Origin of the sequence: Pseudomonas sp. JV449 (genome assembly GCF_032424295.1) — a bacterium.
In the GTDB taxonomy this organism is placed as follows: Bacteria; Pseudomonadota; Gammaproteobacteria; order Pseudomonadales; family Pseudomonadaceae; genus Aquipseudomonas; species Aquipseudomonas marginalis.
Genome location: NZ_VYKD01000031.1, coordinates 200,508 through 215,330, shown reverse-complemented (window position 1 = coordinate 215,330; position 14,823 = coordinate 200,508). Strand labels below are relative to the sequence as shown.

13 protein-coding genes and 1 pseudogene are annotated in these 14,823 nt (G+C 60.0%); 9 read left to right on the top strand and 5 right to left on the bottom strand.

Annotated elements, in window-relative coordinates; genetic code table 11:
• Positions 1-19 precede the first annotated feature (19 nt).
• Positions 20-763 carry a GntR family transcriptional regulator gene (locus tag F6S08_RS27555; protein ID WP_065927695.1) on the bottom strand — a complete coding sequence of 248 codons (744 nt, stop codon included), beginning with the start codon at positions 761-763 and terminating at the stop codon, positions 20-22.
• A gap of 136 nt (positions 764-899) precedes the next feature.
• Between F6S08_RS27555 and F6S08_RS27550 the strand changes: the two genes are divergently transcribed.
• From F6S08_RS27550 to F6S08_RS27535, 4 genes are all read left to right on the top strand, one after another.
• On the top strand, positions 900-1,739 hold the full coding sequence (locus F6S08_RS27550) for an ABC transporter ATP-binding protein (protein ID WP_065927694.1): 840 nt from the start codon (positions 900-902) through the stop codon (positions 1,737-1,739).
• Positions 1,736-2,737, top strand: a complete 1,002-nt coding sequence (locus F6S08_RS27545; RefSeq protein ID WP_065927693.1) for an ABC transporter substrate-binding protein — start codon at positions 1,736-1,738, stop codon at positions 2,735-2,737. The genes F6S08_RS27550 and F6S08_RS27545 overlap by 4 nt, the downstream gene beginning before the upstream one ends.
• Positions 2,738-2,750: 13 nt before the next feature.
• Complete coding sequence (locus tag F6S08_RS27540) at positions 2,751-3,500, top strand: ABC transporter permease (RefSeq protein ID WP_065948709.1); 750 nt, start codon at positions 2,751-2,753, stop codon at positions 3,498-3,500.
• A gap of 61 nt (positions 3,501-3,561) precedes the next feature.
• The gene (locus F6S08_RS27535) at positions 3,562-5,934 is read left to right on the top strand and encodes a hypothetical protein (protein ID WP_074846655.1); all 2,373 of its coding nucleotides are present in this window, start codon (positions 3,562-3,564) and stop codon (positions 5,932-5,934) included.
• A gap of 229 nt (positions 5,935-6,163) precedes the next feature.
• Here F6S08_RS27535 and glcF read toward each other — a convergent pair whose 3' ends face one another.
• The 4 genes from glcF to F6S08_RS27515 all read right to left on the bottom strand — a co-directional run bounded on the left by glcF (position 6,164) and on the right by F6S08_RS27515 (position 10,433).
• Positions 6,164-7,435 (bottom strand): glycolate oxidase subunit GlcF, encoded by a 1,272-nt coding sequence (gene glcF / locus F6S08_RS27530; RefSeq protein WP_315872628.1) that lies wholly within the window; start codon positions 7,433-7,435, stop codon positions 6,164-6,166.
• A gap of 3 nt (positions 7,436-7,438) precedes the next feature.
• Complete coding sequence (gene glcE, locus F6S08_RS27525) at positions 7,439-8,503, bottom strand: glycolate oxidase subunit GlcE (RefSeq protein WP_315872627.1); 1,065 nt, start codon at positions 8,501-8,503, stop codon at positions 7,439-7,441.
• Positions 8,503-10,002 carry a glycolate oxidase subunit GlcD gene (gene glcD, locus F6S08_RS27520; RefSeq protein ID WP_315872626.1) on the bottom strand — a complete coding sequence of 500 codons (1,500 nt, stop codon included), beginning with the start codon at positions 10,000-10,002 and terminating at the stop codon, positions 8,503-8,505. Before glcD ends, glcE begins: the two co-directional genes overlap by 1 nt.
• Before the next feature lie 236 nt (positions 10,003-10,238).
• Positions 10,239-10,433: a hypothetical protein gene (locus F6S08_RS27515; RefSeq protein ID WP_315872625.1), complete on the bottom strand. Its 195-nt coding sequence runs from the start codon at positions 10,431-10,433 to the stop codon at positions 10,239-10,241.
• A 109-nt stretch (positions 10,434-10,542) separates the two neighbouring features.
• Here F6S08_RS27515 and F6S08_RS27510 point away from each other — a divergent pair.
• The 5 genes and pseudogenes from F6S08_RS27510 (at position 10,543) to F6S08_RS27490 (ending at position 14,813) form a co-directional block, all read left to right on the top strand.
• Positions 10,543-11,487: pseudogene (locus F6S08_RS27510) on the top strand (fatty acid desaturase).
• Positions 11,488-11,517: 30 nt separating this feature from the next.
• Positions 11,518-12,549: an ABC transporter ATP-binding protein gene (locus F6S08_RS27505; RefSeq protein ID WP_315872624.1), complete on the top strand. Its 1,032-nt coding sequence runs from the start codon at positions 11,518-11,520 to the stop codon at positions 12,547-12,549.
• On the top strand, positions 12,546-13,175 hold the full coding sequence (locus tag F6S08_RS27500; RefSeq protein WP_315872623.1) for an ABC transporter permease: 630 nt from the start codon (positions 12,546-12,548) through the stop codon (positions 13,173-13,175). Before F6S08_RS27505 ends, F6S08_RS27500 begins: the two co-directional genes overlap by 4 nt.
• Positions 13,175-13,858 carry an ABC transporter permease gene (locus tag F6S08_RS27495; protein ID WP_315872622.1) on the top strand — a complete coding sequence of 228 codons (684 nt, stop codon included), beginning with the start codon at positions 13,175-13,177 and terminating at the stop codon, positions 13,856-13,858. Before F6S08_RS27500 ends, F6S08_RS27495 begins: the two co-directional genes overlap by 1 nt.
• Positions 13,859-13,907: 49 nt before the next feature.
• Positions 13,908-14,813, top strand: coding sequence for an ABC transporter substrate-binding protein (locus tag F6S08_RS27490; RefSeq protein WP_315872621.1), 906 nt, complete (start codon positions 13,908-13,910; stop codon positions 14,811-14,813).
• Positions 14,814-14,823: the final 10 nt, after the last annotated feature.

The window sequence follows — 14,823 nt, the reverse complement described above, 5'->3', positions numbered from 1 at the left end:
AAATGACCTGTACAGATCGCTATTTGGCAGGGCTGGATTTGAATACGCCGCTGAGGACAAACGCATAGCGTTCCGGACGGATAAAGAAGGTGGTGCGGTCGCAGCAACGGCCGTCGGCAAAGTAAGAGCTGCGTTCCATCACCAGCAATGCGGCACCGCGTTTGACGTGCAGGGCACTGGCCAGGCTTGCATCGGCTGCTTGCGCACGGATGGCCAGGTCGGCACGGGTGACGGCCTGGCCGGTGATCGACTCCAGGATCGAGTAGATCGGTTGATGCTCGACGTCCGTCCAGACCACGCCGGCCAACTCGGCCGGTAGATGGCTGCGGCCCAGGGCGATAGGTTCGTCATCCACGAAATGCAGGCGCTCCAGCAGCAGGCAATCGTGGGCGCCTTCAAACAACTCCTTCAAGGCTTCCGGAACGGGCTGCAGCGTGTGGCTGATCACCTGCATGCTCGGTTTGAGCCCTTGCAATAACAAGGCTTCATGGAAACTGCGCAACGCATCCAGGCCATGCCGAACCTGCTTCGCGGCGACGAACGTGCCCTTGCCTTGCTTGCGCTCCACCACGCCGTCGTCGCTGAGCTTGCCCACTGCCAGGCGCACCGTGACGCGACTCACGCCAAAGCGTTCGCCCAGTTCGGCTTCTGACGGCAGTTTGCCGGTGGGTTCGAAATCGCCGCGCTGAATCTCTTCCAGCAAACGATGGGCGATCTGTTCGTAGAGCGAGGTGGTGCTGTCGCGCAGAATGGACGTGGACACGGTCGGCTTCCAGGGGCCTCGGAGTGGGGCGGTGCGCCTTCACTTCTAAGGTTATAAAAATAGGTTATTGGGACAACTTGTATTAATACGTATTATGTCAGGCATTCCCATTGTAAACGACCTGACGATACTTGCCATGCCCGACTCCTTGCCTTACGCACCAACGCAAGCCGACGCCCTGACGGTCGATCACATCAGTTTCAGCTATCCCAACGGCCATCGGGTGTTCAACGCGTTCAGCCTGAACGCCAAGCCGGGCGAATTCGTCGCGATCCTCGGGCCGTCCGGCTGCGGGAAAACCACGCTGCTGAATCTGTTGTCGGGCTTTCAGCAACCCCAGAGCGGCCGGATCAGCATCAACCAGACCGCCGTGCGCCCTGAGCGCTCGGAGTTGGGGTATGTGTTTCAGGCGCCGCAGCTGTTTCCCTGGTTGAGCGCGCTGGAAAACGTGCGTTTCGGCCTGCGAATGACGGCGCAGCTCAGCGAGGCGCAACAGCGTGCCCAGGCGTTGCAGTATTTGCGCCTGGTCGGCCTGGAGAACGCGGCACAGCGCTTGCCCCATCAGTTGTCGGGCGGCATGCAGCAGCGCGTCTCCCTGGCCAGGACCTTGGCATTGGAGCCCAGCGTATTGCTGATGGACGAACCCTTCGCCGCGCTGGACGCCATCAGCCGCAACAGCATGAATGAAGAGACGCTGCGGATCTGGGCCGAGCTGGGTCAGACGGTGCTGTTCATTACCCACGACATCGACGAAGCGGTGTTCCTGGCCGACCGGGTCATCGTGCTCAACATCGCCCCCGGCGGTATCCATAGCGAACTGGATATTCATTTGCCGCGCCCGCGTTCCAACCTGAAAACCCGTCGCCTGCCGGCCTTTCTCGATTACCGCAATGAGCTGATGGAGCGCATTTCCCAGGTCATGGGCGCGGCCGAAGCCATCGCTAACCCCACCCGCCAACCCGAGTTAACCCCATGATCAAACGTTCGCTGCTTGCTCTTTCCTTGTCTGTTGCCGCCTTGGCAAGCAGCACAGGTGCCGTGGCCGCTGAAGAGAAACCCCTGCGTGTGGGGTATGTGTTCGCCATGGCCAACGCCCCGGCGCTGATCGCCGACAAGCAGGGTTACTACCGCGAGGAAGGCTTGAATGTTGACCTCAAGGCCTTGGGCGATGGCCCGGTGATCCAGCAGGCGCTGGCCGCCAATGAGCTGGACGTGGCCTATGTGGGCACGCCGCCGGTGTACCAATGGTTTTCCCGAGGTTTGCAAAGCCGGATTCTGGCCAAGGTCAATTACGGCCAGGCGGCGGTGATTGTCGATGCAAAAAGCCCGATCAACAGCCTGGAGCAGCTCAAGGGCAAAAAGCTCGCCGGGGTCAAGAAGGGCAGTGGCATGGACGTGCTGTTGCGCGGCTATGTGCTGAAAGAAAAAGCCGGGCTCAACCCGGACAAGGACCTGGACATCATCGACATGCCACCCGGCAACATGAACGCGGCGCTGGAGCGCGGCATCGTCGACGCGGCGTTTTCCTGGGAACCCTTTGTCAGCCAATCGTTGCTGCGCGGGTCGAGCCGGATTCTGCTCGACGTCAACCAGGCACTGCCGAACTACCCGTGGTATGTGGTGATCGCGCTGCCCAAAACCTTGCAGGAACGACCGGACGACGTGGTCAAGCTGCTGCGTGCGCACCGCAAGGCCATCGCGTTCCTCAACGAGCATCCCGACGAGTCGAATCGCATCATCGCCGAGGCGTTCAAGCTTGAAGCGGTTCAGGGTCCTGACGGCAAGACCATTGCCCCGGAGGCCATCGTCGCCCAGGCGCGCACGCGATTGGGCTGGTCGGCGGACTTGCAGCCTGCGGATATCCAATTCATCCAGCGCCTGATGAATTACTCCCACGACCTGGGCTTTATCGACACCACGCTCAAGACCGAGCAGATCGTGGATACCGCCTACCTGGAAAAAGCCTCGCGCTGAGTCTGAGCCTGTCATGTCCTTGCCAAAACCGAATTGGGGATGGGCTTCGCTGCCATTCCTGCTGTTGATCTGGATGGCCCTGGCCAGCCGCTTTCCCACCTACATCCTGCCGCAGCCCTGGGATGTGGCGCGCGAAGCGCTGCGTTGGCTCAGCGACAGTTCGCTGTGGCAGCACCTCAGGGCGAGCGTCCTGGAGGAAGTCGGCGGCTTCTGTGCGGCGGTGCTTGTCGCGATCGTGCTGGGCACGGTCGGCGGCTTGTCTTCGCGCTTTCGCGATTTCATCTCGCCGCTCAACAGCCTGTTCATGGCGATCCCGCCGATAGCCTGGGCGCCGCTGATCATGATCATTTTCGGCCTGGGTTATGTCTCCATTGTGCTGGTGATTTTCATTGCCGCGATGTTCCCCATGGCGGTGACCATCCAGGAAGGCGTACAGAGCATTCGCGGTGGCGAAGTCCGCGCGGCGCGCACCTTGGGCGCCAACCCCTGGCAATTGCTGGCCCACGTTTACCTGCCGGCCTCATTGCCCTTCGTGACGGCGGCCTTGCGCATCGGTTTCAGCCAGGGCTGGCGGGCACTGGTCGCCGCAGAAATGATCGGCGCCTCCCAGGGCATCGGTTGGATGGTCTCCACCGGCGGGCAGATCGGCAACAGCAGCCAGGTGCTGCTGGGCATCGTGCTGATCGGCCTGATTGCCTGGCTGATGGAGAGTTTTGTGTTCCGGCGCATCGAGCGCCACTACCAGAAATGGCGCGTGCAGTAAGCATCGTCCTTTGCTTTCGAACCCTTTCAAACCTTCAGTGGACCACTGCACGAGGTGTCATGTGAGTAACGTATTCGATCCCCGCGAAGCCGGGCATTACATCGCCCCCCAAGGCCTCTACGAGCGCAACAAGAAACGCCCGTTCCTCGGTAGCATCGACTGTGACCGAGACACGCTGATTGCCGGGCAATGGGATGAAATCACCCTGGTCTACGAGGTCGGCGGCAGCGGCCTGGCGGATGGCGCCTGGTTGAAACTGGCGTTCAAGTTCTACTCCGATTGGGCACTGTTCCAGACCTCGAACCCGGCCGGTCCCAACTACGTCAGCGCCGAGTACCAGGCGGGCGAGTTGGTCCCCGGGCAGAGCCAGGCCACCGTGCAGCACCTGAAAGTGCGCTTCGACCAGAAGGGCCACGAACGGCCGTTCCAGAAAGCGATCATCATCGACATCATCGACGGCTACCTGAATCCCGGCGACAAGATCACTATTCGCCTGGGCGACCGTCGCCAGGGCGGGGCGGGCACGCGGGTGCAGAGTTTCGTCGAGAAAGACTTCCGTTTCCGGCTGTTTATCGACCCCTTGGGCAGCTCGAAATTTGCCGAGGTGCCAGGCGATCCGTTGCTGAACATCGTGCCGGGACCGGCGCAGCGTGTGCAGCTGATTGTGCCGCGCCTGATCAGCGCCGGTGAGGCGTTCGATGTGCTGCTGCGGGTCGACGATGCCTGGGGCAACACGTGCCGCAACCTGCCGCTCAACGGGGTGCTGACCCTGGTTGATCCGGAAGGCGGCGAGCGCCAGCAAGCGTTTACCCTGGCCAATGAAGGGTGGTCGACGGTGCGGCTCGAGGGGTTTGACCTCGGGGCGGTGGGCGAGTGGCGTTTGTCCGCCGAGGTGCAGGCGCCCGGCGTGCGTGGCGCCCAGGCGTTTGTCACGGTTGACCCGGCCGGCAGCGCATTGCGCCCGCTGTACGCCGACCTGCATGTGCACTCCGATGACACCGTGGGCACCAACGACACGCTCTACAACCTCAGCTATGGCCGCGATGTCGCCGGCCTCGATGTGCTCGGCTACACCGCCAACGACTTCAATATCACCGAGCAACGCTGGGATCAGGCGGTGAAGCTGATTCACGAACTCAACGAGCCCGGCCGCTTCGTCTGCTACCCCGGCACCGAGTGGTGCGGCAACTCCTGCGCGGGCGGCGACCGCAACGTGGTGTTCCTGCATGATCGCAAGCCCGAGTTTCCGTTCGATAACCAGGGGCGCCTGGTGCGCTCGTTCGAGTGGAACGAGTTCACTGCGGGCACCATCAAACCGGGGGCCTGGCCGGTGGACGAATTGTACGCGGCCTATGCAAAAGACCCGGAAGGTCACCTGATGATGCCCCATGTCGGCGGGCGCCGTTGCAACCTCGACTGGCACCATCCGGAGCTGGAACGCTTGATCGAAGTCGGCTCTGCCTGGGGCCAGTTCCATTGGGTCTACGCCGAAGCCCTTCAGCGTGGCTATCGGGTCGGCGCCGCGGCGAACAGTGATGAGCATCAAGGCCGTTGCGGCGGCGGGGTTCCGGCCACGGCGGTGTTTGGCTCTCGCGGCGGGCTGACCGGTGTGATTGCCGAGTCTTTCGATCGTTCGAGTGTCGGCAAGGCCCTTCGCGCCCGTCGCACCTTTGCCACGACGGGCGAGCGTGCGTTTGCCAGCCTGCGCCAGGGCCAGCATTTCATGGGCGAGGTCTTCACGGCCGATTCGAATGCCACCCTGGACTATCGATTGCTGGGTGAGGCGGGCTGGGAGCAGGTGGACCTGTTCGACGGCGATAAACTGATCTGGTCGCGCAACCTGCATCAGGAGCTGGGGTTTTCCGCCCAACGCATCCGGCTGCGCCTGGGCGGCGCACGCATCAAGGACCGTTATCGCGGCGCGTACTGGACCGGCGAAATCCGGGTGACGGGCGCGGTCATCAATGGTTTTCGCGCCCTGGGCCTCGATCATCCGGAGCAAACCGTATGGCGCAAGGACGCCACGACCCTGGCCTTTCGCACCGACACCAACGGCGACACCGACAGCATCGAAATCGACCTGTCGCAATTGGCCGGCGCGAGGTTGCAGGTCCGCAGCCGCATCGACAACTACATCAAGGTCGGCGATCCATCCGAACCGCAGCCCTACGTGCATGCACCGACGGTGCTGATGGAACTGTCCGGCGAAGAACTGCTGGCGCAATCCCAGGTGATCGAAGAGCTGCCCGGGGCTGAACTGAAAGTCTCCCTGGAAAGGACCACCGCCGAAGCGCTGCCCCGTGAACTGCAGGGGCAGATCGAGCTGGCACCACTCAATCTGCAAGCGGGTCGCGAGCATCCGTTGTTCATCTGCGCGCGTCAACGCGACCAGTCCCGGGTCTGGACCTCGGCGCTGTTCCTCACGCTTGCTTAAGGCCGCCGTGTTCGAACCCGTTCGAGAGCGCGCAAAGAACCCTGTGGCGAGCGGGCTTGTTGTGGCGAGCGGGCTTGCCCCGCGTTGGGCTGCGCAGCAGCCCCAAAACCAGGCGCAGAGGCGTGCCTGATACACCGCATTCGTCTTCATCAGGGGCTGCTTCGCACCCCAACGCGGGGCAAGCCCGCTCGCCACAGGAGGCCGATTCAATCCAGGCATTGCGCCCCGGCTAGATTGCTGTGGGCTTCGGTGCGTGCAGCCGCAAGGATTCTGCAGTACCTGGTGAGGGCAACGCGGCCTCGATCAGTTCGATCCAGTGCCTGACCGGGGTGCGTCCTGCGCCGTCGAGGTGGGACTGGCAGCCAATATTGGCGGTGACGATGACGTCGGGGTGGCCGCTTTCCAACGCATTCAGCTTGTTATCGCGCAGTTGCCGCGACAATTCGGGCTGGGTCAGCGAATAGGTGCCCGCCGAGCCGCAGCACAGGTGGCCGTCGGGAACCGCGGTCAGGTTGAAGCCCAGGCTTGTCAGCAGGGTTTCAACGGCGCCGCCGAGTTTTTGCGCGTGCTGCAAGGTGCAGGGGCAGTGGAACGCCAGGCGCTGGTCGCTGTGTACGCCGAGCTTATCCAGCGGCTCGCCACGCAGCACTTCAACCAGGTCCCTGGCCAGGGCACTGACCCTTTGCGCCTTGTCGGCATACGCCAGGTCGGTGCTGAGCAGGTGGCCGTAATCCTTGATAAAGGCCCCGCAGCCGCTGGCGGTTTGCACAATCGCCTCGACCCCGTTTTCAATGCTCGGCCACCATGCATCGATGTTGCGCCGGGCGCGCTCAAGGCCCATCGCCTGAGCGTCAAGGTGATAGTCCACGGCACCGCAGCAGCCTGCCTCGGGGGTGGATATGACGCTGATCCCCAGGCGATCCAGCACCCGCGCCGTGGCGGCGTTGGTATTGGGTGACAGGTGCGGTTGCACGCAGCCCTCAAGCATCAATACCCGGCGGGAGTGGCGCGTGGTCGGGCGCGGTTTGGGCGGGTAGACGCGGCGAGGCAACTTGGCCTGCAAGGTGTTGGGCAATAAAGCTCGAAATAGCTGGCCACTGCCGATCAGCAGGTTGAACAGCGCGGGATTCGGAACGACGCTGCGCAACCCTTCGCGCAGCAAACGCTGACTGAGCGGGCGTTGCACTGCCGCGTCGACCACCGCCCGGCCGATGTCGAGCAAGTTGTGATAGTCGACGCCGGAGGGGCAGGTGGTTTCGCAGTTACGGCAAGACAGGCAACGGTCCAGATGCTCCTGGGTCTTGCGCGTGACTTCATTGCCTTCGAGCACCTGCTTGATCAGGTAGATACGCCCCCTCGGGCCATCCAGTTCATCGCCCAGCAGTTGATAGGTCGGGCAGGTGGCATTGCAAAAACCGCAGTGCACGCAACTACGCAGGATGCTTTCGGCTTCTTCGGCGCGAGGCAGTCGGCGGGCGTCTTCGCTCAAGGTGGTCTGCATGGTTCAAAGCTCCGCGTACAGGCGACCGGGATTGAAGATGCCCCGGGGATCGAGTTGCTGCTTCAGGTTCCGGTGGTAGCGCATCAACGTGTCGGGCAGCGGTTGGAAGGGACTGTCGATCAGGCCCGGGTGGTAGCAGGTCCCATGCCCGCCGGCTTTTTCGACCACCGCGCGAATGACCCTCGCGTCGGCGTCGGATTTGAGCCAGCGCTGGGCGCCACCCCAGTCGATCAATTGGGTACCTGGCAGCGACAATCGGGGTGTGTTGTGCGGCAAGGACAGGCGCCAAAGGGGCTGATCCTCATCGAAAAAAACCAACCGGTGTTCGTTCAGGTCTTGCCAGTAGGTCGCGTCCAGCAACTCGCCGCCCAAGCGCTCATGGGCCGCCGCCACCGAGCCTTCACCCCCTTCGAGCCGTAGGTGCAGGCGCTGGCCATCGTGACACGCGGCGCTGATCGGCAGCGGTTGCTGCCCCCATTCCGCCAGGCGCAGCAAGGCACGGTCGGTGTCCATTTCCAGGCTGATACTCAAGGTTTGCCGTGGTTTGGGCAGGACCTTGAGGGACACTTCGGTCACCACCCCAAGCGCGCCGTAACTGCCGGCCATCAAGCGCGACAGATCGTAGCCGGCGACGTTCTTCATCACCTCGCCGCCGAAGCGCAAATGCTTACCCTGTCCGGTGATGACCCGCGTCCCGAGGACAAAGTCGCGGACCGATCCTGACCAGGGACGCCGCGGCCCCGAGAGTCCGCAGGCAATCATGCCGCCGACGGTGGCGTGCTCACCGAAGGAGGGTGGTTCGCAAGGCAGCATCTGTTGCGCGGCGTCCAGCACTTCTGCCAACTCCGCCAATGGCGTGCCGCAACGGGCGGTGATCACCAGTTCCGTCGGGTCGTAGCTGACGATGCCCCGGTGGGCGCGGGTGTCGAGGACTTCCCCGGTGACTGCGCGGCCGAGGAACGCCTTGCTGTTGGAGCCCTGGATACGCAGCGGCGTGGCGTCGTTCAGCGCCTGGTTGACCTGCTCCAGCAGCGCTGCGCTGGCGTCGATAGGGTGTTCGCTGCGCATCAGAAACGCTCCAGGTCGGGGAAGGGCATCTGACCCAGATGAACGTGCATGGCGCCAAACTCGGCGCATCGATGCAACGTCGGGATGTTCTTGCCGGGGTTGAGCAATCCGCCCGGGTCGAAGGCGGCTTTGACGGCGTGGAACACGGTCAGCTCATCGCTATTGAACTGGGCACACATCTGATTGATCTTCTCGCGGCCCACACCGTGTTCACCGGTAATGCTGCCGCCGACCTTCACACACAATTCGAGGATCTTGCCGCCCAGGGCTTCGGCGCGGTCGAGTTCGCCCGGTTGATTGGCATCGAACAGGATCAGCGGGTGCATGTTGCCGTCGCCGGCGTGGAAAACATTCGCCACCCGCAGGCCGTACTCGCTGGATAACGCCGCGATAGCGTGCAGCACCCCAGGCAGTTCGCGACGCGGGATCGTCCCGTCCATGCAGTAATAATCCGGTGAGAGGCGGCCCACCGCCGGAAACGCATTCTTGCGCCCGGCCCAGAAACCCACGCGTTCGGCCTCATCCCGAGCCTGGCGCACTTCGGTGGCGCCGGCCTGTTCCAGCACCTGGCGCACGCGGTGGCAGTCGTCGTGGACGTCGGCTTCCACGCCATCGAGTTCACACAACAGAATCGCTTCGGCGTCCACCGGGTAGCCGGCGTGAATGAAGTCTTCGGCGGCGCGAATGGCCAGGTTGTCCATCATCTCCAGGCCGCCCGGGATGATGCCGGCGGCAATGATGTCGCCCACCGCACGGCCAGCCTTTTCGACGCAATCGAAGGCGGCCAGCAGCACTTTGGCGGTTTGTGGTTTGGGCAGCAGCTTGACCGTGACCTCGGTGATCACCCCGAGCATGCCTTCGGAGCCGGTGAACAATGCCAGCAGATCGAAACCCGGAGAGTCGAGGGCCTGGGAACCCAGGCTCACGTGTTCGCCGTCGACGGTCAGGATGTCGACCTTGAGCAGGTTGTGCACGGTCAGCCCGTACTTCAGGCAATGCACGCCACCGGCGTTTTCCGCCACGTTACCGCCGATGGAACAGGCGATCTGCGAGGAAGGGTCAGGCGCGTAATACAAGCCAAACGGCGCAGCCGCCTGGGAAATCGCCAGGTTGCGTACCCCCGGCTGAACCCGGGCGGTGCGGGCGGCGGGGTCGATGTGCAGAATGTTGTTGAAGCGCGCCATCACCAGCAGCACGCCTTTTTCCAGCGGCAGCGCACCGCCGGACAACCCGGTGCCCGCGCCGCGAGCCACCACCGGTACACGCCGCTCATGGCAGACTCGAAGCACGCCCTGGACCTGATCGATGTGGCGCGGCAGCACTACCAGCATGGGCGTGGTGCGATAAGCCGAGAGTCCGTCGCATTCGTACGGCTTGAGCGCTTCGCGCTGGTGCAGGATTTCCAGGTCAGGCAAGCGAGTCTGCAGGGCGTGCAGGAGTGCCTGTTTGTCGACGTCAGGCAGGACGCCGTCGACGCGTTCATCGTAGAGAATGTTCATAGTCGGTAGGCAACCCTCCGTTGTTTTTATTCGAGGTCTGTTCCGATGCAGCTGGCTTGCATCATTCGCCTGGATCACTTATTCATTTTAGGAATAAGCATAATAAAATATAGTCCTTGATCGTATTAGTCATCATGCTACCTTGCTGTCACCGGACCGCCGGATATGTTCAATCCTATTGTTATGGTACGACTATGTCCGGCGCCCGAATCTTCCAAATCAGCCTTGAGGCTCTGTCACATGACGGCGCCCATGTCGCGATTTCTCACGCCGACAATATCAGCACCCGTCCTTTTTCCTCCATTGCCGTTCCATCCGTTACCGGCAAACCTCTCCCTTGTCAGGCCAACAGCGAAGCCTGCAGTGCAATCAGCGAAGGCTTGGCGTTTCTTCTCTACGCCATGTGAATCGTCGTTGTTGCGCACTTCCATACCGTTAGTCCAACCAATCATCTTCAGGTAATCCCGGTTTATGGGTTGCAGCTTGAAGTGTGAGTGATTGGGCGCCCGTTCCGAGCACGTTCTATCGCGACTGACAACAATGCCAAACTATTTGGATGACGCTCATCGAGCGGAAATCGTCAAGCTGAGCACTACCCTGACCAGTAAAACCGAATGGCCCACCTGGCTTTTGTTAGTCGGGTTTTATCTGGCCTGGGCGTTTATTGTTTTTTATGGGCAAGTACTTGGCGAAGTATTCAGCCTTGTCCTGCTGGTGCCACTGGTTGTGCTGTGGATGTCGATTCAGCATGAGCTTATCCATGGTCATCCAACCCGTTGGCCCGCCATAAACAAGGCCTTGGGATTTCTGCCATTTGCCGTGTGGTACCCCTACGACATTTATAGGGACACCCATTTGGCACATCACAACGACGAAGTGCTGACGGTACCCGGGCAAGATCCGGAAAGTCGTTATGTCAGCGGTGCTTTTTGGTTGCGCTCGCCTCGGTATATCAGAACGTTGTTATGGGTAAACAAGACCGTGGGCGGTCGTTTGCTTATGGGCGCGCCATTGGCGGTGACGGCCCTTGTGGGTAGCGAAATCAGAGGGCTGTTTCATACCGGTCGAATCGCTTGGCGGATGTGGGCCGCGCATCTACTCAGTGTTGGCGTAGTGCTGGCTTTGGTTGAGGAATACAGCGCCATCAGTGCCATACAGTACTTATTCCTGGTTTCGTTGCCGGCTTTGTCGATTGCCATGATCAGGTCGTTTTACGAACATCGTCCGTCAACGTATCCGGAACACCGCACGGTTATCAATGAATCGTCGGGGCTGTTGAGTTAACTGTTTCTCAACCTCAATCTTCACCTGGTTCATCACGATCTTCCCGGTTTGCCCTGGTTTTACTTACCCAGGGTGTATAGAGCCAGGCGTGAACAATGGATCGCGCGAAACAATGGCTATGTCATTCATGGCTACTTCCAGTTATTGCAGAAACATCTGGTCAGTCCCGTGGATTGTCCTCGCCATCCTGCTGAGCACTAACACTAGGCAAGCTAATATGGGCGTCGGAAAATGATACGTTTTGAAGCCATCAGGAAAACTCATAAAGGCAGCCCGCGAATGGCCGTGAGCGATTTAACGCTTCACGTCCGGGAGGGTGAGATCTGTGTATTTGTCGGGCCGAGTGGCTGCGGCAAAACCACTATTTTGCGCATGATCAACCGGCTGGATACCCAGGACAGTGGCCGCATCCGTGTCAACGGCGTGGCGACCGATGAACTTGACGTCGTTACGCTACGTCGCGGCATTGGTTTCATGATGCAGAGCGCCGCCTTGTTTCCTCACCAGACGGTTGCCGAAAATATTGGCGCAGTCCCACGGCTGCTGGGCTGGAGCCAACATAAAATCCGCCAGCGCGTGAGCGAGCTCATTTCCCTGGTTGGGCTTCAGCCGGAATTTCTGGACCGCTACCCTAATCAGCTCTCGGGCGGGCAGCAAAGTCGTGTCGCCCTGGCAAGGGCATTGGCCTCGGACCCACCGGTTGTATTGATGGACGAACCCTTTGCCGCGCTTGATCCGGTGATACGCGAGCGACTGCAGGATGAACTGGTTGCGCTTCAGAGACGTTTGCATAAAACCATTATCCTGGTGACCCATGATATGGAGGAGGCCATCAAGATTGGTGATCGGATTGCGATCTTCGAGGGCGAAGGGAAACTTGTTCAGTTCGATACCCCTCACAACATCCTTGCCCATCCTGCCAGCGAGTTTGTGAGGAACTTTATCGGCAAAGATCCGCTGTTAAAAAGACTTTCGCTGATGAAGGTTTCTGATCTTCCGGTGGATGAGGTCAGTTGTGAATTCAAACTTCTACTGGATGACAAGTCCAACCCGTTGAAGTGGGTCAGTGACTCGGACATGCCTGTTCCGGAGCTGACAACAGTGTCGAGTCACGACTCGTTGCATCACGCACTGGTTAAGATGCTAACGGCGCCTATGGGTGTGGTTGTTCGCGTGGACGAGGCCGGCGGTTACGAAGGTTGCCTGTCGATTGCCAGCCTTCACAGCGCACTCAATGAACGCCGCTTCGGAAGTGCGCAATGATTGACTGGTCCTGGATCGTTGAAAACTGGCAGCAGATCGGCCAGCTGTTAGTCGATCATATTCAACTGGTGACCCTGGGCCTGTGTATAGGGATGCTGTTAGCGGGTGCAATGGTGCTCTTGGCGTTATGGCAGCCAGAATTGGCGCGGCCGATGATTTATGTCTGCGGCCTACTTTTTACCATTCCGTCCCTGGCACTGTTTATTTTGATAATGCCTTTTACCGGGTTATCCAAGACCACGGCGTTCATTGGTTTGAGCCTGTATGCCTTGCTTATTGTGTTGCAGAACACCTTGGCGGGACTTGCGAGTAACCCTGCGGACGTATTGGAGGAAGCCCGTGCGCTCGGGTATACGCGCATGCAGAGATTCCTCGGGGTTGAACTTCCACTGGCGCTGCCTGCGTTATTGGCGGGCTTACGAACAACCTCGGTTACTTTGGTGGGACTGGTGACGGTTACTGCCTTGATTGGTCAAGGTGGACTGGGCCAGCTGTTCATTACCGGGCTGGCTCAAAGTTTCACCACACCTGTGGCGGTCAGCCTGGTCCTGACCGTGATGTTGGCGTTATGTTTTGATTTTCTGTTTTATTCAATCAATAAATGGCTGGTGCCTTGGGTGCGCTGATGAACATGATCGCGGGTGTCTACCTTTGGTTTTCTCTTCCGGATAATTGGTTGGGTGAAAACGGCATACTGACTCGGCTGGCAGAGCATATTTATTATGTGTCCTTGAGCCTGGTTATCGCTTGTGCAATAGCGTTGCCGCTCGGCGTACTGTTGGCTAACTACCGAAAAGGCGCGCAGGTGGCGATAGGGCTGTTCAATATTGGGCGAGCATTACCGTCCCTGGGTATTGTGATACTTGCAATCATGCTTATTGGCTATGAAACCAGCACGGTGATTATCGCGTTGGTGACCATGAGCATCCCGCCGATATTAACCAATACCTATGTTGGCATCGATCAGGTGGATTCATCCCTGAAGCAGGCTGCCAGATCGATGGGCATGCGCAGAGGGCAGATGTTTTTTCAGCTCGAGTTGCCGCTGGCTTTTCCGTTGATCTTTGCAGGGTTCCGATCAGCCCTGGTGCAACTTATCGCCACGGCCACCATCGCCGCGTATGCAGGCTTCGGCGGGCTGGGCAGGTTTCTGATTGATGGACTGGGCCGAAATGATACGCCGCAAATCATTGGCGGCGCACTGATGGTGTCGGCACTGGCGATTGTCAGTGAGTGGGTTTGTTCAATGATAGAAACATTCATGGTTAGAAAATGGCGCGTGGGGAAAATCGAACTAAGCGCTACATGACCTGAGGCATTTGAAAGTGTGTATTAACTCTGCAGAGGTGCAAACCCACATGAAAAACAAACAACGTTCGAAGGCTCGCTCAGCGCACGCGGTTTCATTGTTGCTGGGGTTAGGCTTGCTGGTGGGCAGCGCGTTTGCCAGCGCTCAGTCCATCACCATTGGAGGGGCCAATTTTTCCGAGCAGACGATTCTCGCCAACATCTATGCGTCAGCCTTGAAAAATCAAGGGATAGACGTCAAGACCCGACTCAATCTGGGCAACCGCCAGATCATCGCCCAGGCCCTGGAAAACGGCGATATAGACGTCGTCCCCGAATACCTGGGGTCACTGTTGAGTTTCTATGACGACAAGACCGCCCTGACCAGCCAAAAGGAGATCCTCAGCGCTTTGCAACAGAAGTTGCCGGCGGACCTCCAGTTGCTTGAACCTTCGTCCGCGGGCTCCATTACCGCTTGGGCCGTCACCCAAAAGACCGCAGAAAAGTACAACCTGCGTACCTTGTCCGACCTGGCGCCCGTCTCGCGAGATTTCACCCTGGGCGGGCCTCCCGAAGTCGCCACGGCTGCGTTAGGCCTGCCCGGGTTGAAGGCGGTCTACGGCATCAACTTCAAGAGCATCAAGTCGCTGGACATGGGCGGGCCGTTGTCGCGGCTGGCGTTGAACTCCGGCGCTATCGACGTGGCCACGGTGGTCTCCACGCAAGGCATCCTGGCGAAAGAGCCTTGGGTTGTCCTCGAGGACGACAAGCACCAACAGCCCCTGCAAAACATCACGCCACTGGGTCGCAAGGCGTTGCTGACCCCGGAAGTCACCCAGGTGCTCAACGAGGTCTCTGCAAAACTGACCGATGACGACCTCAAGCAACTCAATCGCCTGGTTGATATCGATCACAAGGACCCCGCGAAAGTCGCGGCGCAGTGGGTCGCCGAACATACCGTCAAGACGGCCCAGTGAAAATCAATGC